A 20,384-nucleotide genomic window follows, 5' to 3' on the forward strand; every position below is an offset into this window, starting at 1 on the left:
GTCAACGGCGTGCCTCAGCTCGTCGGTGGCGCCAGCCGCGCCGCGACCGAGTTCTGCGGCGCCGCGCCGACGTGTACACCAGCTCGCCGGACTTCCGGGACTGGGTCTACCACGTCGCCCGCACCGGCAACGCCACCTAGCCACCAAGCCCGGGCTGCCGTGCCCGTGCCGAGCACAGCGCGGCACCCGGGCTTCGTCGGAAAAGACCCGCTTAGGGATGACGCCGATGAACCACTCGACCAGCGCGACCGCGAACGACACCCCGCGGTGGCCGACACCGGACTTTCTTCGGCTCGAACAACCCAGCGCGGCCCGGATCGCCGACTGGGTGGCCGGAACCAGCCACAACACCGCCGTCAACCGGCAATTCGGCGAACAAGTCGCTGTCCTGCGTCTCGTTGCCGAGATCGCCCGCCGCACCCTCAACTACTGGCTGGCCGACCTCGACCCGATCCAGGTCGACCACCACGACGGCCTGTTCCTGCACTGCGTCGCCGCGCGCATACTCGGCGCCGACGTCCGGGAACAAACATGAGCAGCCGCGCCGGCAGCGCCAGAGCCGCGCCGCGGCCTCGCGGACCGGCACCACCGGGCATAGCCAGCCAGTACGAAGCTGGTGCGTCCCTGCAGCGGCTCGCTCGCCGCTACCGGATGTCCGCCAAGACCGTCCGCGCACACCTGGTCGCCGCTGGCGTCCAGATCCGGCCGCCCGGTCGCTTAAGGCGAACTGCCCATCCAACCGCCCCAACCGCGGCTTCGACCACCGCCGTGACCGCGGAGCAACGACCAGCCCTGGCCACGGTCCACCCTCTGCGGCCTCGCCCCAGCAGCCAGCACGAGGACCCGGAACCCGAGCCGCCGTGGCCATCGTTCGACCTCGACGACCTCGTCCCCCCCCGCCGTCCCCGAGTCGCCCGCGACAGCGAAGGCCGGCGAGCCGTGTATCGGCTTCACCACCCCGCAGACCGTGCACAAGATCAGCGAGACCCCGGTAGCGACTCGATTCGGTGAGCACACGGCCGCCTTGACCCGGTGCGCGCTGATCGGCCTCGTCGACGCCCCGATCCCCACCGACGCCCACGCCTGCGCCGAATGCCACCAGTACACCCCCACCGCCACGAGCGACCGACGCTGACGGACTCGGTGGCCGCACCCGTGGGTGACACCTCGACACCGACAGCCGCCATACGGCCCGGGAGTATCAAGCCCGCGATGACTCCGTGGTGCCCAGTCGACAACGCACCCAGGCCGCATGGCTCCCGACTGCCTCCCGCTAAACTTACTCGCGGGCCGCTAGCTCAGTTGGTAGAGCAAAGGACTTTTAATCCTTGGGTCCAGGGTTCGAGCCCCTGGCGGCCCACAAGTTTCCGCAGCTCAGGACGTCTTTCCTGTTAAGCTCGGTGACGCGGCCTCGGACGGTGAGGCTGCGTGAGGTACCTGGGCGAGGTCGCTCAAGGCTTGATTCCGACAGCGGCGAGTCCGAGGCGCCGGGTAGGCGTCGGTGTGGTCATGGTGGGGCCGTCGGGCCACCAGTCGTCGAAGGTCACGAGGCCGGGCGGCACGAGTTCCAGTCCGTCGAGCAGGGCCTCGATCTCGGTGCGGGTGCGGTACCGGCCGGGCTGGGGGCAGCGGGCCTGCCAGGTGGCTTCCAGCGCGCGGGCGGCGTCGTGTTCGGGGCCGGCACCGGGGTCCCACCAGTGGCTCACGGCGATGGCGGAACCGGGTGCGAGCGCGTCGCGGTAGGTGTCCATGAGCTTGTCGGGATGGGCGTCGTCGTCGACGTGGTGCAGTGTGTCGGTGAGCAGCAGCCCGATCGGGCGGGTGAAGTCCAGGAACGCGTCGGCCGCGGGGACGAGTTCCTCGGGGTAGGTGTAGTCGGCCTGGATGACGAGGCTGCGCTCGTTCTCTTCCAGCAAGGCGCGGCCGTGGGCGACCACAATGCAATCGGCGTCGGCGTAGACGATCCGGGCTTCGTCGTTGTGGCGCTGGGCGATCTCGTGGGTGTTGTCGAACGGGGTGGGCAGTCCGAGGCCGCAGTCGAGGAACTGGTCGACCCCGATGCTGGCGAGGTACCGCACGGCGCGGATGTGCCACGCGCGTTCGGCGCGGACCAGGTCGCTGAAGCCAGGGGCGGCGTGTTCGAGCGCGGCCACCAGGTCCCGGTCGATGGAGTAGTTGTCCTTGCCGCCTAGCGCGGCATCACGCACCCGGGCTAACCCGGCGCGGGTGGTGTCCAGCGCGGGACACACCGGGTGGGTGCTACTGATGTGCGCCATGACTGGCCTTCCCCGCGGGTGGGCTCGTTCACCCCGACTCGAACGAACCCGCTTGACACTGTAACGGCGTGCGCGGGCTCCGCACCCGGTCCGCCGCTGTACTGGACCAGCCGTGGCGCGACGGCCCGGCTGGCCTGTTCGGACTGCTGTGTGACCGGTCCCCGCGACGCCTATGACGGCGGTCCGATGGGCCTCGTCGGCCGGTTCCCCAGCGGCGAGCCGCGGGGTCGTTGGCGCCAGGGCGCTGCTTTTCCGGCCGCATGCCGCTAGCCGGCCACCGGCGATGCCGGGGCGTCGGTGTCAGCGGGGGTGAGGGGGTGGGCGTCCAGGATCGCGGTGCGGGCGGCGTGGGCGAGGATGGCTTGCGTGCGCGCGGTGAAGCCGAGGCGGTTCCAGTGGAAGATGATCGCGTAGCTGATGATCTCGCGGACTCCCCGGCGCAGGTGGCCCTCGCGTGCCGCGGTGCCGAGCGCGCGGCCAGCGTCGCGGAATGCTCCGGCCCAGGGGGCGATGGGCGCGAGTGGCCCGCCGGGGCGGAGCAGTGGCCCCTCGGTGAGGTCGGCCAGCAGAGGCTGTCGGATGGCTGCGGCCATGGCGGCCACGTTGCCGGAGGTGACGTCGGCGGGCAGCGGGCGTTGCCGGGCGACGTGGTGCCAGATGTCGCCTTGCTCGTACCACTCGGTGTGGGCGGCGCGCATGAGTGTGCTGCACAGCAGCAGGGACAGCTCACGGCGGCCGAGGCCGATGTCGTGGTGGGGCAGGGTGAGGATGGCGTGGCTGTCGGCGCAAAACAGGGCGTGGGCAGTGTCGATTCCGGGCCGGTCGCCGAACGCGGCGGTTTCGGGTTCGTAGATGCCGGTCCACCACGAGTGCAGGTGACCGCGCGCGGTGAGGTCGTCGAAGGCACCGGACAGCGTCTCCGTCAGGATTTGCCAGTGGCCGGGACCGCAGTGGAGCCGCAGCCGCCAGCAGGGATGTTTGCGGACGAACCACCATCCGCTCGTCGTGCCGTCGTCGACAGCGAGGGCGAGTAGCGGGGCGAGGTGCTGTGCCGCGGTGTGTTCGGCGCGATCCCAGTCGGGGAAGCGAAGGTAGACCTGCCACCAGCCGGGATCGGTGTGCTGGTCGAGCGCGCGCTGGCCCGCGTCGCGGTAGACCTCGACCGCGTCGGTCAGCGCCGAAGGATCCATCTCGGCCGCCGTGGCGGCCTGGGCGAGAGGAATGCCAGCGAGGACGGTGGCGATGGCGTGCTCGAGGGTGCGGCGAGCGGTCAGGTGATCAGCAGGCATGCATCCCATCCCGAGATCGGTGGTGTGTGGTGGGTCGCGGTGTGTGCGGCGAGGGCGAGTCCTGCGGTGCCGGTGAGCAATCCACTGCCCTGCTCGGGTTCATCGGAGTCGGCGTGGCTGAGCGATGCGGCCAGGCGTGGCAGGTGTGCGGCGATGTTCGGGGTGAGTGCGTCCTGGGCGGCGCGCCAGGCGGTCTGGTAGAGCCCGGCCCAGCCGTGGCAGAGGCTGGTGTCGGTGACGTGGGCGAGTTGGCCGGGATCGGCTAGGCAGGCGGCGAGGGCGTCTTCGGCGAGGTGTTGCCGGGCGGTGTCGCCGGTGGCGATGGCGGCGATCTGCTGGGCGCGGGCGATACCGGGAGTGCCGTAGCACCAGCTCGGTCGCAGTGGGCCGCGCTGGAGTGCCCGGCCGGTGCGGATTTCGTCGAGGGTCAGCCATTCCGGCCACCACGGGCCGGAATCGTCGTCATGGCGCCAGGTGTCCAGGTGCCCGCAGATCCGGGCGATTGCGTCGGCGTGGCCTTCGACGGTGACGCCCTGTCGCAGCGCGGTGCCAAGAAAAGCCAGCACGCCGCAAACACCGTGGGCGAGGCCGAGGTTCGCGTGACCGCCCGGTGTCGCGATCGTGGTGTCCGGGTCGTGGGCGACCCACCAGCCCGGCAGTTGATCGGGCCGGGGTTCGGTCAGGCGCACGAAATAGTCCAGAACCTGTTCGAGTACATCAGCGTCGGGGTTGTGCTGGAGCAGGAGCCGTCCGATCCCGGTCAGGCCGGTGAACACGTCGTACTCGCCGAAGCTCGTGGCCTCGCCGCGGCTGGCGCGGGCCGCGGAGGTCTCGACGCGGTGCCGGGCCAGAACGAGGACGCGGTGTTCCAGCATGGTGGCGGCGCGCTGGTAGCGGTCCCGCCCGTCTGCCTGGGCCGCACTCAGGAGGAAGGAGATCGCCGACGCGCCGAGGTAGAGGTTGGTGTCGGCGGCGGTGCTGACGCCCCGGGAGGTCGCCGCCGTGACCCACGCGTGAGCGGTGGCCCAGGACCCGGTGCTGGCGAGAGCGCGTTCGACGTGCAGCAAGGCGATCCCGGCAGCGCCCTCGGATAGCGATTGCTCCCGGCCGCTGTGGTCATCCGGGTCAATGACCGGGGCCGCCAGCTGCGCGGCCAACCGCTCGGAGAGCGTGCCTGGTTGTTGCGTGGTGGTCATGCCCGGTCCTGGTGCAGGAGGGCGAGGCGGCGTTGGGCGATGGCGCGGGTGAGACGGCCGATGATCTTTTCCGTGCCAGGGTCCGCGCTCACCGCGCGCAGGTGGTGGTTGCGCAGCAGCGTCCGCAGCACCAGCCGTTCCTCGACAGTCTCGTCGTGTGCCGCGTGCTCGCGGTAGGCGGCGAGGGCGTGGTGGCGCTGCTGCCACGCCTCGGTGAGAGCCTGTTCGCTGTGCAGAGGCCGCAGCTGGCCGTGGTGGTCTACGAGGGCGAGTGCGGCGTCGGCGAGCGCGCGGTCGAGCTTGCCCGGTTCGTGGGGCAGCAGGTCGACCAGGTCGCGCAATCCGAGGTGCGGGGCGGTCGCCAGTGATGCGGCGATTTCGGTCATGGACGCCGCCGCGAGGGCTTGGCCAGGTGTCCAGGCACGTTTCGCGCACCGCAGCTGTTCCACGGCGGCCACTGAGTCCGCGGTCAACACCTTGTCGATGGCCTCCCGCGTTTCCGGCTTGTGGCCGAGGACGGCCGGGGACGGTGTGGGGGAGGCGTAGGTGAGCTCGGCGAGCAGACCTGCCTCATGCAGCGTCCCGGCCCAGCCCGCGAGCCGGGCGGTCACGGCCTCGTCGGTGTCGGGGCGGGTGCGTAGGCACAGCACGAGGTGCTGGTCGCTGTCGGCTCGCGTCGGGTCGTGGTGCCGCCAGAACCACCATGGCAGAGCATCGTGCTCGGTGCTGGCGTCGGTGATCAGGGCGGGCAGGTAGTCGGTGAGGATCTCGTCGAACCGCGCGGGATGGGCGTGCAGGTGTGCGCGGATGATTCCCGCTCGGCCCGGCATAGCCGTGTCCGAGCGGCGCACCGTGACGCGTGGCCGGGCCGTCCGTGTCCTGTCGTGCCCCGGTGTGGTCGCCGGTGGGGCGGCGCGCAGTGGGACCACCAGTTCGCAGGGTCGCCCGGCCCAGCCGCTGTTTTCGTGGGGTCCGGCCTCGCGCAGTTCGAGGTTCCCGGTGCGGTTGCGTTCCAGGCGGCTGCGCAGCAGCGCGCGATCGGCGGGGTCGTCCAGGTCGAGCGAGAGCCGGAGTTCGCCTTCGACCAGGACGACGGCCGAGGGCGCGTGCCATCGGGTCTGCCAGGTGTGCAGCGCCTTGTCCCAGGAACTGGTGCCCGCCGCGGGCGGGACGTCGGTGGGGGTGAGGTGCCAGCGGGCGGGCGAGAGGACGGTGCGGCCGTGGCGGATGCGGGGCACGAAGGGCAGGCCGTCGGCGACGCCGTAGCCGAACGGGCCGTACACCGCACGGCGCGCGGAGGCGACCTCGGCCAGGAACCGCGCCAGCGGCGGAGTCTGCATGGTGTTCTGCAACGCGTGCGGGATGTGCGGCTGGACCCGCTGGCCGGTGGAGATCCGCACGAGCGCGATCTCATCTGCGTCAGCGGTCACCGCCAGATCGTCCAGCGCGATCACGGTCGGGTCCGTGGCGTGGTGTTCGCCGAGCGGGATCAAGTACGGCAGGAACCGGGGTACGCGCACGATGTTCTCGTTGCGTTCGCGCCGGGGCGGGAACGACAGCTGCGCGCAGACGACGTCGGCGCGGTCCGGGGCGTAGCTGGCGGCCAGCCGTTGCCGGTCCTGTTCGGACAGCAGACGGGTGAAGCGTCCGGCCATACTCGTGGCGTGCATCGGCACGCCGGTGACCCACAACTGGAAACGCCCGCGCTCCAACGCTTCCGGTGAGGCGGCGTGCAGCTGGAACGCCAACTCCGCCCGGGCGGGCGCGACGAGTTTCGCGTGGTCGCCGACACGGAGATCCTCCAGGACGGACTCGGTCACGACGATCTCGGCCCGGTTGTCAGTGCTGGCGCGCTGGATCAGCCGCAGCAGGGTGACGTCGCGTTCGGTGACCAGGTGCGCGGCGCGCGGGCGGGCCGCGCCGAGAAACCCGGCGGGGAAACCCAGCCCGGAGTCGGCGACCACCTCGCGCACGCCGACCACCGCGCCCGCGCCATAGCGGTCCAGGAACCGGGCATGCCAGTCCTTCCATGCCGGATCGCCGAACGGGAACGGCGTGAGCCGCAGCAGCGTCGTCGCGGCACTCTCCGCCTCGCGCAGCACCGCCTCGGGAACCGTCAGCTCGCCGGCCACCACCACGTCCACCGCTTGGACCCGCCCCGGGCTCGGGTGGACCGCGCGCATCCGTTCCTCGGTCTGCTCCAACGCGACCGCGTGTTCGGCCATCGGCGCCCAGGCACGCGCCAAGGCCAGCTCGTCGCGGATCGCGGCGAGTTCGGCGGTGATCTTCACGAGGTCGGGCAGGTCGTCGATGCCCGCGGCGTCGAGTTCGGCGAGCAGGTGCGCCATCGGTTCCGTCGTCGTCAGCGGCGGTCGCAGGGTGGCGATCAAGGCGCCGCTCTCGACCAGTTGCGCGAGCAGCCGAGCGATTGCCTCGGGGCTCGTGCGGGGGAACTCGGCGCCGATTCGCTCGGCCAGCTCCGCCGTCCGCACCGGTGACGCCGCACCGTCGAGGGCCGCCGCGACCGCGCGGGTGTGGCGGATGGAGGTGTCGAGTGCCGCGCCGCGCTGGGGCTGGGTCTCGTCCGGGCGTGCGGGAGTCACGACCCGGGTGCCACGCCGGAACGCGGCGTTGTTGGTGACCACTGTCAAGCGCGGCAGCAAGTCGTGGCGGCGCTGCAGGCCCGTGATGATCTCGCCGAACCAGCGGGCGTCCGCCCGCGCCGACACCCGGCATTCCGGGTCGAGGCGAGCGGACGCCGAGGTGCCGATGGAGGCGGCGGCGACCCCGGCGAACAAGCCGAACGGGGTCGCGCGCCGCCTCCACCGCAGCAGATAGGACGAGGTGGCCGCCAGCACACGCCGAACCTGGCGCGGGTCGCCGTCGTCACCGGCAGCGAGCTGGTCGATCTGCTCGGCCAGCGCGGGGCTCGCGATCCGCAGCGCGACGCGGATCTCGACGCGTTGCCACAGTCGCGCCAGCCAGGCCCGGCCGGTCCCGGCGGCGTCCTCGGTTCCGGCGGACAGGAACTCGGGCACGTCCAGCCCGCCCGGGTTCGTGCTGATCCGGGCCAGCACCAGATCAACGTGTCGGAACAAGGTGTGTTTCGCGGCCATGCGCCTCGCCCTGCCTTCTACTCGGAGTCGGTCACAGGGGTGTGGCGACGTGGCTGGTGCACGCGGATCCGCAGGTCGTGCCGCCGCAGTTGTCGCTGGTGTCGCACGACATCTTCGCCAGCGGCAGGCTGTCGGCGATCACCGTCAGATCCAGCGAGAACTCGTCGGCCTCCTCGGCCGGGGGCGTGAGGGCCAGGGTCATAATCGATCACTCCTTCTCGGTTACTTCTTGGTGTTCCTGACCTGTCGGGGACGGCCAGGACGTCGTGATGCGCTGGTGCCGCTTGTCGACAACGACGCCGGTCGGCAGCCGCTCGTCCGGGGTGCCGGGTGGCCACACGCCGAAGGTGGGCCCGGGGCCGTGGCGCTGGTCGCGGTCCCACGTGCGGATCTGCTCGCAGAACGCGGTGACGAGGTCGTCCGCGTGCGGGCCGAAGGCGTGCGCGCCGAATTCGGCGATACCGGGTTCGACGCCGCGCGTGGTCAGGTACGCGACCGAGTCACCGTCGATGGCCGCGGAGTCGAACCACACCGTGCCCTCGTCGACCAGCACTGACCGCAGCGATGCCTCGGCGCGCAGCTTGCCGAAGCCGGGAAAGACGGTGGCCAGCCACAGTTGCAGCGTCTCGAACGACTCGGCTCCGCCGATCCGCACGCCCGTCCACGCCTCGGCCCGCGGGGTGTCGAGAACGCCGTCCAGGTCGGGGACCTGCTCGCCGGGCCACCCGTCGTCGAACCGCATTACCGCGTCGGTACCGCGCAGCGGCACCAGTTGCTCCTGGTGCGCTCCGGTGCCCTGCATGGCGACGAATCCGCAGATCTCCGCTGACCGGCTCACCAGGTGGTCGCCCTCGCGGACCAGTTCCAGGGAACGGGTCAGCCCCCGCACCCGCAGCGGCACCACCAGCCGACCGTCGGGGGCGAGCTGGTCCAGCCACGCCTGCGGGATGTCCCAGGAACCGACCGTGACGATGATGCGGTCGTACGGAGCGAACTCGGCGATCCCGGTCTCGGCGTCGGCGAGGATGACGTTGACCCGTTCGTAGCCGGCGGCGTCCAGCAGCCGCCGTGCGCGTTCGGTGACGTCGGAGTCGATGTCGACGGTGGTGACCTGCCCGTCGGGTCCGGCAAGCCATGCCATCATGGCCGCGTTCACCCCGCCAGAGCCGATCTCCAATACCCGCATCCCGGGGCGGATGTCGGCCTGCTCCAGCATTCCGGCCTGCAGCTGCGGCGAGGACACCGTGCTGATCGGCACGCCGCGCTCGTCCCGCTTCACATGCACCGCGTCGCGGGGGCTGTATGCCTCCGCCGGTGTCGCCTCGGGGGCGAACAGGTGCCGGGGCACCCCGTCGAACACGGCGGCGACCCGGTCGCTGCGGATCGCCCGCATCTCCCACAGCTCGGCGATCATCGCCTGCCGCAACTCGGCGGGGTCCCCGGCCGCGCGGGCGGCATCGGTGTCGGTGTGTCCAGGTGTGCTCATCCGTTCCTCTCTCGAAAACCCTTGTCTCGCATCATGTTCTCGCTGACGCCGGGGAATGCTCGGCTCGGTCTTGTGCCGACGATCGCCACTCGGGAAGTTTCGTACCGTATCGAGGCGATCACCCTCCGGTGAGCTGCCGGGCGGGCGCCACGGGCCGTAGCCGGTGCCGTCCGGCTCGATCGGGCCCGGATGGTGCGTCGTCGCCGATGAGCTGCTGGTGAGCGGTCTCCCACACGGTGCACTCGTTGTGTCGCCACCGGGGCGAGCAGCGGGCGCACCGACCCCGGGAGTCGGGAGCGTGCTGGTCGAGCAATCGCCGCCACGCGGCGGTCAGGCGGGCGACCTCCGTTTCCGCCAGGGCGGCTTTGGAGGGCGTGTCGCCGTCCGCGACCAAGACGTCGAGGTAGTTCAGGTGCTCGACGACAGTCTGCTGAAGCGTGGCGGTGAGTACCTCGTCCATCAGGGGTGGCTCCTTCTACTCGTCCGGATGTCGTCTCTGCCGCTGGGGCCAGAGGCGCTCATGCAGCTCGCTCGGCACGAACTCGGCGAGGCGTAACCCGGCGGCCATCAGGCGCCTGGCCGCGTCGTCGAACCAGTTGCACGGCCACGGGTCGGTCGAGCAGCACGGGCAGACGTAGGGCTGATCGGGCGACGGGAGATGACGCGCGGCCTGGTCGACAGCCTCGGCTGCCCGACCGATCGGACTGTCGCGAGCGACCACGACGGCCACACACGCTCGCCACCTTTCCGCCACGGCTCACGCGCTCCGCGCCGACCTGCCCGCCGCCGACCAGCTCCGCTGGCCGACACCGCCACTTGCGCGGCTCCGACCGTGGCCATGCCGGGTGCTCACTACTGCCATGGTTCGACCCTGACCCGGGTCCACGGCAGCACCAAGCCGGAAACAGGGGATGTCAAGGGGAGGATTCGGGGAGGGTTGCCGTCCTCCCCTGTCGACCGATGGTGTCGACCCGACCACGAGCTGTGTCAGGATGAGGCAGGTCAGCACGTGGGAGGGCGGCCCGCACCGATGGACAACGATCAGCTACGGCAGGCTCGGGAACGCACCGAGTCCTCGACACAGCCGGGAGAGTGCCTGTCCCGTGACGAGTTGGCTGACCTGGTCAATCAGCACATCTGGGTGCACCACAAGAAACGTGTCGTGGCAGACGCGAACTACATCGGCAAGCTCGAACGCGGCGTGATCCGCTGGCCCAGCGCGCTCTACCGGGAGGCGCTCCGAGGGGTGCTGGGCGCTGCTACCGATGGCGCGCTGGGCTTCACCAACCGGCGGCGGACGGTGGTAAAGCTGGCGGACGTGGATCGCAAGAAGTTCCTGCGTGGCGTCGGCCTCGGGGTCGGCGCGCTGACACTGGCTCCCGTCGCTGCGCGCTTCCAGGGCAGCGAGCCTACGCCCGTGCCCTCGCGGGTGGGCAGCGCCGAGATCGGTCAGATCGCCACCGCGGCGAAGGTGTTCGCCGGATGGGACCACACCTACGGCGGCGGCCTCGCGCGCGAAGCCGTCCAGGCCCAGCTGCACTGGTCAGCCGGTTTGCTCGACGCCAGTTGCCACGAGGCGCTGCGCGGCCCGTTGCGCAGCGCGATCGGCTACCTGGCCCACACCTGCGGGTTTATGGCCTTCGACGCCTACAAGCACGCAGACGCCACCAACGCCTTCGAGTTCGGCCTCGCCTGCGCCGAAGAGGCCGGCGACTGGCACCTGCGCGCGAAGATCCTCTCCTCGATGGCACGGCAGGCGATCTGGCGCGGCTACCCCGACGACGGCCTGACCTCGATCGAGCACGCCCTGGTGCGCGCCGACCGGCTGACCGCCACCGAGCGGGCGATGTTGTACACCGCCCATGCCCGCGCGCTGGCCAAGATGCGCCGCACCCGGGAGGCTCTGGCGGCCGTCGGCCGCGCCGACGAGGAGTTCGCCCACGCCACCCCGGCCAACGATCCGCCGTGGATGGCCTACTACGACCATGCCCAGCATGTCGGCGACACCGGTCATGCCCTGTTCGACCTCGCCGTCCTCGGGTACCGGCCAGTCGACGCCGCGGCGCGGCTCGCGGATGCCGTCACCGGGCACACCGACGCCTACCCCCGCTCCCGCGCGATCTCCCAAACCAAACTAGCCACCCTCACGATGGCCACCGGGGACCCCGCCGAAGCCGCCGTCATCGGCCAGGCCGCGCTCGACGCCGCGGGCACCGTCCGCTCCCGCCGGGCCGCCGACGATCTGCGCGAGCTGTCCCGCTACGCCCACCGCCACAGCCGCACACCTGAGGTCGCCGCGTTGCGCCAGCGCATCCACACGGTGCTCGCCGCGTCGTGACCACGACCGGAACCGAAGAAGCCGAAGAGCTACTGCGCGCCGCCTGTGACCAGGCAGGCGTCGACGCACGGGGCGCTGAGCCCATCCGGCTCGGGGAGAACGCGATCTTCCGGCTCCCCGGTGGCATCGTCGCCCGCATCGCCCGACCCGGTCAGCTCCATGCCGCCACCCGGGAGGTCCGCGTCGCCCGGTGGCTCGCCGACCACGACGTCCCCGCCGTCCGCGCCCTCGACGACCTCCGCCAACCCATCGAGGCGCACGGGCGTGCGGTGACCTTCTGGCACGAGCTGCCCGCCCACCACCACGGCACCCCCGCTCAGGTCGCGACGGCACTGCGCCGCCTGCACGACCTGCCCGTCGGCACCGGGCAGCACCCGTTCTCCGCGCTGGAGCCGTTCGTCCGGCTTGACGAACGCATCACCGCCGCTACCAGCCTCACCGACGACGACCGCGCCTGGCTGTACCAGCACCTCGCCACCCTGCGGGAGCGCTACGACCACCTCCCCGCCGGTCTGCCGCGCACCGTGCTGCACGGCGACGCCTGGGTCGGCAACGTCGTCGCCACCAACGACAATCAGGTCGTGCTGCTCGACCTCGAACGCGCCTCGATCGGCCCACCCGAATGGGACCTCGTCTCCACCGCCATCAAACACACCAGCTTCGCCTGGATCAGCGAGCACGAGTATCGCGACTTTCGCCACCGCTACGGCCACGACGTCACCACCTGGGACGGGTTCGCGTTGTTGCGCGATATCCGCGAACTCCGCATGACCTGCTACATGGCCCAGCACGCCGCCGAAAACCCCCGCGGCCACCGCGAGGCCGAACTCCGGGTTTCCTGCCTACGCGGCCGGAACGGGCTCCGCCCCTGGGCCTGGTCGCCCGCGTCCTAACGACGGATTCACATCGACCTCGGCGTCGGCAACGCTACCGGCCGGATGAGGCTGGTGGGTTCTGATCATGGCCTGACCGCCGTAGTCTGCTCTCGGTAGCGGGCTGGTTACCCGACTTGAGGGGGTCGTGTGGATCTGGCGGATCTGGCAGGTGAGGCCCTCACGCTGCTGGCAGGTTTCGCGGGAGCGGTCGGTAAGGGTGCTCTGGACAAGGCCCAGAACGACGCGATACAGGCGCTCTACACCGCGGTGCGGCAGCGTCTGGGCGGCCGTCGCGGTGACGCCGCGGCACTGAAGAACCTGGAACAAGCGCCCGCCGACCCCGGGCGCCGGGAGGTCGTCACCGGCATCCTGCACGACGCGCTCGAGGCTGACCCCGGATTCGCCGCCGAGCTGCGGGAGGCCGTGCGACAGGCCCGGGTGACGATCAATCACGACGGTGATGTCCGTGCCGGGCCGGTCGCCGGTGACCAAGCCGTCGGCACCATCGGCTCCGGCTCGTCGTCGAACACCCTGATTCAGAACAACTCCGGGTCCATCGATCAGTCGCACCACGCCACCACCGACAACCGCAGATCCAAGACCACCAACCGATTCGGCATCGGCACGACACCGCTGGTGCTGATCGCCGCGCTCATGATCGCCGTCGTGACCGGAGTGACCACGAGCGTCATCGTCAGCGTCAACAACCCCGCGTGGTTCGACCGCCTCTTCCCGCCACAGGACGACGTCCCCGACCTGCCCGCGAACGTAGCTGATGGCAAGCCATACCAGTACTTGCCGACCCAGCCGTACGAGGCCGTCCGCCACGTTTATGAATTGGTCGACAAGAACGATCCTGCGGCGTGCGAGCGGTTCGAGGAGAACGTGCGCCCGGTGTTCGCCAGGCACTTCGGCGCCCCTGACTGCGCCGCCGCGGTCACGATGCTGCACGCGCGGGTGACCGACGACTGGGCGTTCGCGTTCTCGGTTCGCCAGCGCGACTCGACCGTCCACTTTCCACCGACGATGAAGATCAGCTCGTGCTCGTTCCCGATCAAGGGCGGCCCGTCGCTCGGCTTGTTCACCCTGACCCGTCTCGACAAGGGCCAGTGGCTGATCACCAACCACGAGACCGAAGCCAGCCCGTGTCCTCCAGTCCGCTAGGCACGACGCTGACGCGAGTCCCGTGACGCGGTCTGCGAGGAACCAGCGGTTTGAAGGTGGCGTCGTCGCGCTCCACGCCAGGTGTGCTCAGAACGGCCAAGCCAGCGCTGGGTGTCTCGTGTGGAACGAATCAACCTTCCACCTCAAAACCAACGGTCAGGGCGACGTCGCCAAATGTCCCGGGAAAGTTGGTCGGCTGTGACGGGGGTTTTACTTTTTCGCTTGTTGGAGGAGGTTGACCCATTTTCGGACTGTCGTCTTGTCGCCCTTCTTGAGTAGGCGCATGTGCGAGAGGCGGTTTCGGATAGGGATGACCTGTTGTGTGAATTTGTCCCACGTGACCTTCTTCCAGAAGAGCCCGTCGAATCTTTTCGAGCGAACGAGTTCGAGTAGCTCGCCGAGGGACAACCATTCGATGGGGTCTCGTAGTTCGGCGATACTCGCTGCGTCCGGGTGGGCGTCGTCGCGTGCTCTTTCGAGCACCGTTTTCGCGAGTGTCTCGTGGAGGAGGCTTTTGCGCCAGTTCTTCACGTTGGGTTCGTTGACCGCGGCGTCTCGTAGTGTTTTGCGGATGGTGCGCTCGATGTTCCACAGTCCTTCCGATACCTCAGCGAGGTCGGTTTGGGGCGACACGTTGCTGGCCATGACGTCTCCGATGGCCTCTTTGAACTTCCACAAGAGCCGAGGTGCGGTGAGGGAGATTTCGTCGTTGACGATGTGGGCGAGACCCGCGCTGCGCAGGGTTTCCTGGGTGACGGCGTCGACCTCGCTGATGAATCGGGTGTTGTGGCGTGCTTCGAAAAGGGCGTAGTCCAGCTCCGTGAGGATGCTGACGCCGAGTTCCGCCAGTGCGGTGCGCAGGATGGTGGCGACATCGGTGTCGCTGCCGAAGCCGATTGCGGGCAGCGCGAACCCCGGGTGGTCGCGAGTTGTAGCGGGGCACTCGTCGCTGCCCAGGGCTGGCAGGCAGTGGAGCTTGGCGTCGACGAGGAGGTTGCTGCCGACGACGGGTGCGAAGGCGGTCCGGGCGACGCGCGAGACGAGGCAGACCTCGATGTCGCGCTCGAGCAGTTGGAGGACTTGGACGCGGAGCGTGCCGATGGTGGTGCCTGCGGCTGTGCCGTCGCGTGCGAAGGCTTCCACTCCGGTCAGCACGACCTGTTTCGCGCCGGGGCCGATGAGGCCCGGCTTCTTGGCGAAGTCCGCGGCGTCGAGCACGGTGGTGTCCAGCTGGGCCAGGAGCGGTTCCCGGAGTGGTTCGAACGCCACTCCGCACTGGATGAACACCAACTTGAAGCGGGCGAGCCGCTTGCGGACTTCCAGCGCGCGGCGTCGGGCCGCGCTGAGTGTCAGGTCAGTCAAGGCTGTCTCGGTCATAGCAGGTGCAGCACCGGGGTGAGTTCGTAGGCGTTGTCGACCTTGTGGACCAGCCCGAGGCTGAGCAGGTGGCCGAGCGCGAGAGGGGCGTCCTCGGCGAACGCGGTGAACGACTCCGGCTCGTCCATCAGGACCTCGAGCAGGTAGGACTCGTCCGGGTAATACCTCTCGACGTGGTCGAGCATCTCGCGCATGTTCCCGGCGACATCGCGCCGCCACTCCGTGATCGTCCGCAGGACCAGCGGCTTCTTGATCTCCCGGTGGAAGGTGTCCACAGGAAGCTGGTCGACCACTTTCGACGCCAGGTGCCGGTAGAGGAATGCGTGCCCTCCGGTTGCCTCGAACAAGGCGTCGAGTGCGCCGGTGTCGATGCTGACGCCCATCTTCTGGCCTACCGACCGGGCGAGCTCGTCGGCTTCGTGCCGCTCGAAAGGGGCGAGGAAGTTCGCCTTCGCCCAGGAGAACAGCGGGTTCGGCCTCCCGTACAGCCGCCCGCTCTCGATGATCGCGCTGATCAGCCCGGACAACAGGAACGTGAAGTTGCCGTTCTCCTGGACAAGGCTGCGCAGCGCGCCGAGGAGCTGCGAGACCGAGGTCAGGTCCCCCTCGTGGATGTCGATCCGGTCGGACGGGGTGAGGTACTCGATCTCGTCGAGCATCAACACGATGGTGATGCCGTCCTCGGCGAGCCGACGGAGCACGGTCTGGAAGGCCCGTTTGAAATCCGAGACGGTGGGCGTCGCCGACAGGCTGGTCAGCGCCCGTGTCGTGAGCCTGCGCTGCCGGAGCTCGGTCACCAGGTCGGTGACGAGGTCCTTGAGAAGATCGGGCACCGGATCCTCGGGCGGCGATGGCAGGCTCTCCAGATCTCGCAAGATGAAGATCGTCTCCGGACCGGACAGCGTCTGTTCCAGCTCGGACAGCACGCTGGTCTTCCCGGCCTTGCGCAACCCGAACAGTCCGGCGACGCGCTGATGGCGAATGTCGTCACGGAGGGTCTGGAGCAGTTGACGACGTCCGAAGAACCGGTCACCCCGCACCGGTGTGGTCTCGTAGAACAGATCGCGAGTGAACACGTAGCTGCTGAGAAGCTTGACGAACGCGATCGGGTCACCGTCGTCGGGAAGATCGAGCGGGATGGCCAGAAGATCCTTCGACCAGTCGTCGAGTCGTTCACGCAGGCGCGGGTCGGGGGACCAGAAGAACATCATGTCCGGAGTGACCTCGCGGTGCTGCCGGAGGCTGGTGAGCTTCCGTTTCGCCGCCTGGAAGGTCCTCATCTGCAGATCGCGGTGGGGGCTATAGAAGAAGAACACCTCCCTGGTCAGCCCGAAGGCCGACTCGATGGCCCCGCTGAATCGCACCAACGCGAACCCGCAGTCATCGGCGCCGGGAACGCCTCCCACCACGGAGTAGAAGAACTGTGACCCGAGCTTGGCCAGGATCGCCTGGTGGTCGTCGACGACGGGGAACGACTGCTTGAGCAGGGCGAGACGGCGCAGAGGCTCGGGATGCGTCAGTGGCTTGACCGCTCCGGCGCTCCACGTCGCCGGCCTCGGCGTCGCGGCCCCGGCCGCGGTCGCGGCGTCGTACTGGCCGAACGACTCCTTCAGCCGCGTCGCGGCGTCCTTCTCGACCAGGCTCGACGCGCTGCGAACGTGCACGCCCAGCTCGGCGAGCCGGGCCATGACCTTGCGGGAGCCGATACCCAGCTCTTTGGCTAGTTCATGCACGCGTTGCCGCACGTAGCGTGTTCCCCCTCTGCTGAACCGGCGGTGACTCGGATCATACTGGCGCGCACCGACAACTTCGTCGTATTAACGACCTGTGCCGCTGCGGATCCACGTCAACGCGATTTCGCGTCATCCGGCAGTACCGGGGCGACGCCGCCGAGCCTGCCCAATCCACGCGGTGGCCCGGGCCGCTGCGGTGCTGTTCAGGCTCCGAGCGCGTCGCCGGTGTTCGTGCCAGCCCGCTTCCACGTAACACGGCCTGCCGTCAACGAGGCCGCGGACACCCATCGTCGACGTCATCAACTCGCCCGAGGGCCGCCGCACCACCAAGCGCCGGACCACCTTCGGCGACGGCGCCAAGGACTCCGGCCGCCGGTGTGCCGACGCGATCCTCCTGCCGGGCAGCCCGCTCGGCCAGCAGATCCGCGGCGTGACGCCGCAGGACTCAAATGGGTGACCAGCGCCGCCGATATCCTCATCACCGCCCGCCCGCCGGTCAACGATGCGGCCGGTCTCCACCGTGGCACCACCACGGCGCCACGTAGTCCCATTTCAGCAGCGTGAACCCGGACACCAGTTGCCAGCTTTGCATGCCGCTTGTCGCAATACGAGCGCGAAATGCGCTCGCAGGAACGAACCCCCGCCTTCACTCACCGCGCCTGGGTGGCCAGTTGTCGAGCAGGAGTCCTGATCTTGCAGGCGTGCTTCTACGTTCGGAACAGAAGGCGCGAGCCGGATGGGCGGCCTCCTCTGCCAAGGAGGCCGCCCGGTGGTTCCGGCGGCGACATCGACACAACATCAACTCCCGAAGGGAACCACCGAGCATGACGGTAATGCGCGGCAGACGACTGGTGCCAGAACGTACCGATCAGGGGCGTACTCGACGCGCTGACGAACGCCCCGAAAATTGCGTTGGCCCGAATAACGCTCGCGGCGACCGGTACCAGAGCACCGGTGAGCGGTCGTGGCCGCAGGTCATGGCCATGATCGTCAGTACGACGCTGGGCAGCTGGGTGCATACCCTCCGCGCGATCGCGCTGATGGTGACCCCGTTGGTGATCGTGCTCATCTCGATGGCGTTCGGTGTCCAGATCAACATCGGCGACCTGCACATCGGCACGACGCCGTAGCCGTGCGCCCGGCCGACGGTCGGAGGCCAGGCGAATCGGCGTGAACCCAGAGCGTGCTGACGATCGCGGTCAGCGCGCCGCTCTCGCTGGTCAGCAGCGGCCCGCGCTTCGGTGTAGGTGGCACCGTTCCGCAGTCCGACCGGCGCCCAACGCGGCCTCGCGAACGCAGCGGCCGGTGACCGGCGGACCGGTCACCGGCCACCGGTCGCGCTCGACCGCCCGGCCAGCAGGTGCGGTTCGCTGGGACAGGACCGCACCGCGATCTGTCCCCTGCCGAGGCTGCGCGCCCGCCGGGACTCGGTGCCGCACCCCGACGAAGCGACGGTGTCAACGGTGCGAGCCCGGCGCGGCGAGCTGTCGTCGTACGCCCCGGAACCCGGGCACGCATGCGAGTGGCGGTTCGCGCGACGGAAGCTGAAGACTGCGGTGGACCCTCTCGAGGATCTCCCCGGTGACGACGGCACTGACCACGCCGATGCCGATGCCGACGAAGTGCGGACGGAACCGGTGGCCGACCTGACCACCATGCTGGCGATCCGACTCGAACCCGACGGCGGCCCGGTCACCGACGTCGGCGCGCACCTGGCTCGCGCTGCCCAACACGACCCCGGGTGCAACCGCCGATCCGGGGCGGAACGACTGCTCAGTTGCGGGTGGGGTGTGGCACTGCGGTGGTACTTCGGCGCTGCCATGCCACGGCATTCTGTCGATTCTCCGTGTGCTCGACGGCGCACGAGATAGCCCTTCGACAATTGCGATAGACGAGGTGGAAATTCCGTGTACGACGTGATCACGCAGATGTATCTGTATGTGTTCCCTTTTCCCGATCGGACGTTGGCTGGGTTGGCGTTGGTGATGGGTGTGTGCGCCGGGATCACTGTGTGGCGGATGGCGTGGCGCGGGGGCCTGCCGGGGGTGGCGTGCGTCGGGTCCTGGTCGTGCGTCGCGCGGGCGGTGCTGCTGACCGGTTTGGCGGTCGTGGTCTGGCCCGGCGCGATCCTGCTGATCACCTTGTGCCAGTTCGACGGCTCGCGAGCGCTGATCGAGCGGTTCGTGTTCGGCCAGCGGCCGTCGGCCGAGGAATCGGGGTAACGCTGAGCTCCCTCGTCGTCGCGCGAGGTGTCGGTGACGGCGTCGCTGGTGTCCGGGAGGGCTGGGTTCAGAGCTGGATTCCGGCCCAGCGGGCGAAGGTGGCGAGGGAGTCGGAGCGGCGCCGGTCTTGGTGGGCGAGGGTGATCACGGTTTCGTGGACCTGCGGGTGGTAGCGGGTCAGTGGCGGTGCCAGGGCGCGGGCGGTGTTGAGTTCGGCGAGGACTTGGTCTCGGCGGCCGTGTAGCAGGGCCGCTCGGGCGAGGTCGACGTGGTGGTGGCCCTGCCGGGAGGGCAAGGTGCCGGGTGGGAGCGGGGTGTTGCGGGATAGTGCGGTGGCGCCGTCGCCGAGTTCGACGGCGGCGGCCACGGCATGGATGCTCACGTTGGCTGGGTCGAACGCGGTGTCGTAGAAATCCGCGCCGGGCTCGAGGACGCGGGCGTAGTCGGCGGCTTCGTCCAGGTGCGCGTCGGAGGTGACGCGGTCGCCGGAGCGGGCGGCCAGGATCGCCGAGCGTAGATGGAGATAGCCCCGCACGGTCAGCGATTCCGGGCCTGTGGGTTCGGCCTCGGCCAGGCGACGTCCGGTCGCGGCGAGGCGCTCGGCGGCGGGGTAGGCGCCGCGGTGCATCAGGGGCAGACCGATCTCGCCCTCGCACAGCGCGGCCAGCAGCGGATCGCCCGAGGAGCCCGCGGCGGTGGCGGCGCGTTCGGCGGCTTGCCCAGCCAGTGGGGAGCCCAGGCGGTGTAGGCAGATCGTGACGCACTGGTAGAGGTGGGTCAGCAACGCGTGCGCCCGCTCGGCCTCGGCCCCAGCACGCGCGTGGGCGGCGGCGGTGTGCAGGGCGGCGAGCAGATCGGGCATCACCGCCGACGACCGGTCGTAGCACGATTTCCGTTGTAGTTCGGCGACGGCGTCCACCGCCCGCGCGAGCGTGTCCAGGGGCTGGGCGGGCCCGTCGGTGGCCAGGGCGGGCCCGGCGATCACGGCGGTCTCCAACTCGGCGATGCCCTCGCGTTCGGTGCCGAACTGCGGGCTGGGCTGCTCGTAGAGGTCGTAGACGGTCAGGTTCAGCGCCCGCGCCGCCGCCGCGACGAACGCCGGAGACGCCGGTTTGAGCCCCTGCTCGACCTGGCACACCAGCGATACCGATACATGCATCCGGGTGGCGAGCTGCTGCTGGGTCAGGTTCGGGTGCAGCTTGCGCGCGGCGCGGACTCGCTGCCCGACGCCCGATGGCCCGCGGTCTTCGGCTTCCATGGCCACGCTCCCCTCCACGGACAACAACCCCTGGCGCTACCTGCCAGGGTAGCT

General features: G+C 69.7%; 18 protein-coding genes and 1 tRNA gene. 7 read left to right on the plus strand and 12 right to left on the minus strand.

What is annotated here, in order from left to right; genetic code table 11:
- The first annotated feature begins 226 nt into the window (after positions 1-226).
- A complete protein-coding gene (locus HUW46_RS22740; RefSeq protein WP_215549190.1) occupies positions 227-535 on the plus strand; it encodes a hypothetical protein in 309 nt (102 codons plus the stop codon).
- A gap of 752 nt (positions 536-1,287) precedes the next feature.
- Positions 1,288-1,360: transfer RNA gene (locus tag HUW46_RS22745), tRNA-Lys, on the plus strand.
- A gap of 91 nt (positions 1,361-1,451) precedes the next feature.
- Here the strand turns inward: HUW46_RS22745 and HUW46_RS22750 are convergent.
- The 8 genes from HUW46_RS22750 to HUW46_RS22785 form a co-directional block, all read right to left on the minus strand.
- Positions 1,452-2,276: an SAM-dependent methyltransferase gene (locus tag HUW46_RS22750; protein ID WP_215549191.1), complete on the minus strand. Its 825-nt coding sequence runs from the start codon at positions 2,274-2,276 to the stop codon at positions 1,452-1,454.
- A 266-nt stretch (positions 2,277-2,542) separates the two neighbouring features.
- Entirely contained in the window at positions 2,543-3,565 is a 1,023-nt protein-coding gene (locus tag HUW46_RS22755) for a thiopeptide-type bacteriocin biosynthesis protein (RefSeq protein ID WP_215549192.1), read from the minus strand.
- Positions 3,547-4,761, minus strand: a complete 1,215-nt coding sequence (locus HUW46_RS22760) for a lanthionine synthetase C family protein (RefSeq protein WP_215549193.1) — start codon at positions 4,759-4,761, stop codon at positions 3,547-3,549. The genes HUW46_RS22755 and HUW46_RS22760 overlap by 19 nt, the downstream gene beginning before the upstream one ends.
- The gene (locus HUW46_RS22765) at positions 4,758-7,877 is read right to left on the minus strand and encodes a lantibiotic dehydratase (RefSeq protein ID WP_215549194.1); all 3,120 of its coding nucleotides are present in this window, start codon (positions 7,875-7,877) and stop codon (positions 4,758-4,760) included. The genes HUW46_RS22760 and HUW46_RS22765 overlap by 4 nt, the downstream gene beginning before the upstream one ends.
- Positions 7,878-7,908: 31 nt before the next feature.
- Positions 7,909-8,079: an FxLD family lanthipeptide gene (locus HUW46_RS22770; RefSeq protein WP_215549195.1), complete on the minus strand. Its 171-nt coding sequence runs from the start codon at positions 8,077-8,079 to the stop codon at positions 7,909-7,911.
- A gap of 6 nt (positions 8,080-8,085) precedes the next feature.
- Positions 8,086-9,363: a methyltransferase, FxLD system gene (gene fxlM / locus HUW46_RS22775; RefSeq protein ID WP_215549196.1), complete on the minus strand. Its 1,278-nt coding sequence runs from the start codon at positions 9,361-9,363 to the stop codon at positions 8,086-8,088.
- Positions 9,364-9,481: 118 nt separating this feature from the next.
- Positions 9,482-9,823: a hypothetical protein gene (locus HUW46_RS22780; RefSeq protein ID WP_215549197.1), complete on the minus strand. Its 342-nt coding sequence runs from the start codon at positions 9,821-9,823 to the stop codon at positions 9,482-9,484.
- Positions 9,824-9,838: 15 nt separating this feature from the next.
- Positions 9,839-10,093, minus strand: coding sequence for a hypothetical protein (locus tag HUW46_RS22785; protein WP_215549198.1), 255 nt, complete (start codon positions 10,091-10,093; stop codon positions 9,839-9,841).
- Positions 10,094-10,525: 432 nt separating this feature from the next.
- Here HUW46_RS22785 and HUW46_RS22790 point away from each other — a divergent pair, with 432 nt between their 5' ends.
- The 3 genes from HUW46_RS22790 (at position 10,526) to HUW46_RS22800 (ending at position 13,740) form a co-directional block, all read left to right on the plus strand.
- Entirely contained in the window at positions 10,526-11,701 is a 1,176-nt protein-coding gene (locus tag HUW46_RS22790; RefSeq protein WP_254126458.1) for an XRE family transcriptional regulator, read from the plus strand.
- Entirely contained in the window at positions 11,698-12,594 is an 897-nt protein-coding gene (locus HUW46_RS22795; RefSeq protein ID WP_215549200.1) for an aminoglycoside phosphotransferase family protein, read from the plus strand. Before HUW46_RS22790 ends, HUW46_RS22795 begins: the two co-directional genes overlap by 4 nt.
- 129 nt (positions 12,595-12,723) lie before the next feature.
- Positions 12,724-13,740 carry a hypothetical protein gene (locus HUW46_RS22800; RefSeq protein ID WP_215549201.1) on the plus strand — a complete coding sequence of 339 codons (1,017 nt, stop codon included), beginning with the start codon at positions 12,724-12,726 and terminating at the stop codon, positions 13,738-13,740.
- Positions 13,741-13,950: 210 nt separating this feature from the next.
- On the opposite strand, the gene HUW46_RS22805 is transcribed toward HUW46_RS22800, so the two are convergent.
- On the minus strand, positions 13,951-15,117 hold the full coding sequence (locus HUW46_RS22805) for a hypothetical protein (protein ID WP_254126460.1): 1,167 nt from the start codon (positions 15,115-15,117) through the stop codon (positions 13,951-13,953).
- Complete coding sequence (locus tag HUW46_RS22810; protein ID WP_215549202.1) at positions 15,114-16,862, minus strand: translation initiation factor IF-2 N-terminal domain-containing protein; 1,749 nt, start codon at positions 16,860-16,862, stop codon at positions 15,114-15,116. Before HUW46_RS22810 ends, HUW46_RS22805 begins: the two co-directional genes overlap by 4 nt.
- Positions 16,863-17,833: 971 nt before the next feature.
- On the opposite strand from HUW46_RS22810, the gene HUW46_RS22815 reads away from it, so the two are divergent.
- Positions 17,834-17,980: a hypothetical protein gene (locus HUW46_RS22815; protein WP_215549203.1), complete on the plus strand. Its 147-nt coding sequence runs from the start codon at positions 17,834-17,836 to the stop codon at positions 17,978-17,980.
- 327 nt (positions 17,981-18,307) lie between these two features.
- Here HUW46_RS22815 and HUW46_RS22820 read toward each other — a convergent pair whose 3' ends face one another.
- Entirely contained in the window at positions 18,308-18,562 is a 255-nt protein-coding gene (locus HUW46_RS22820; RefSeq protein WP_215549204.1) for a hypothetical protein, read from the minus strand.
- A 195-nt stretch (positions 18,563-18,757) separates the two neighbouring features.
- Between HUW46_RS22820 and HUW46_RS22825 the strand changes: the two genes are divergently transcribed.
- Entirely contained in the window at positions 18,758-19,072 is a 315-nt protein-coding gene (locus HUW46_RS22825) for a hypothetical protein (protein WP_215549205.1), read from the plus strand.
- A 67-nt stretch (positions 19,073-19,139) separates the two neighbouring features.
- On the opposite strand, the gene HUW46_RS22830 is transcribed toward HUW46_RS22825, so the two are convergent.
- Complete coding sequence (locus tag HUW46_RS22830; protein WP_215549206.1) at positions 19,140-20,330, minus strand: helix-turn-helix domain-containing protein; 1,191 nt, start codon at positions 20,328-20,330, stop codon at positions 19,140-19,142.
- Between the last annotated feature and the right edge of the window lie 54 nt (positions 20,331-20,384).

It is taken from the genome of Amycolatopsis sp. CA-230715 (genome assembly GCF_018736145.1).
Lineage (GTDB): Bacteria > Actinomycetota > Actinomycetes > Mycobacteriales > Pseudonocardiaceae > Amycolatopsis.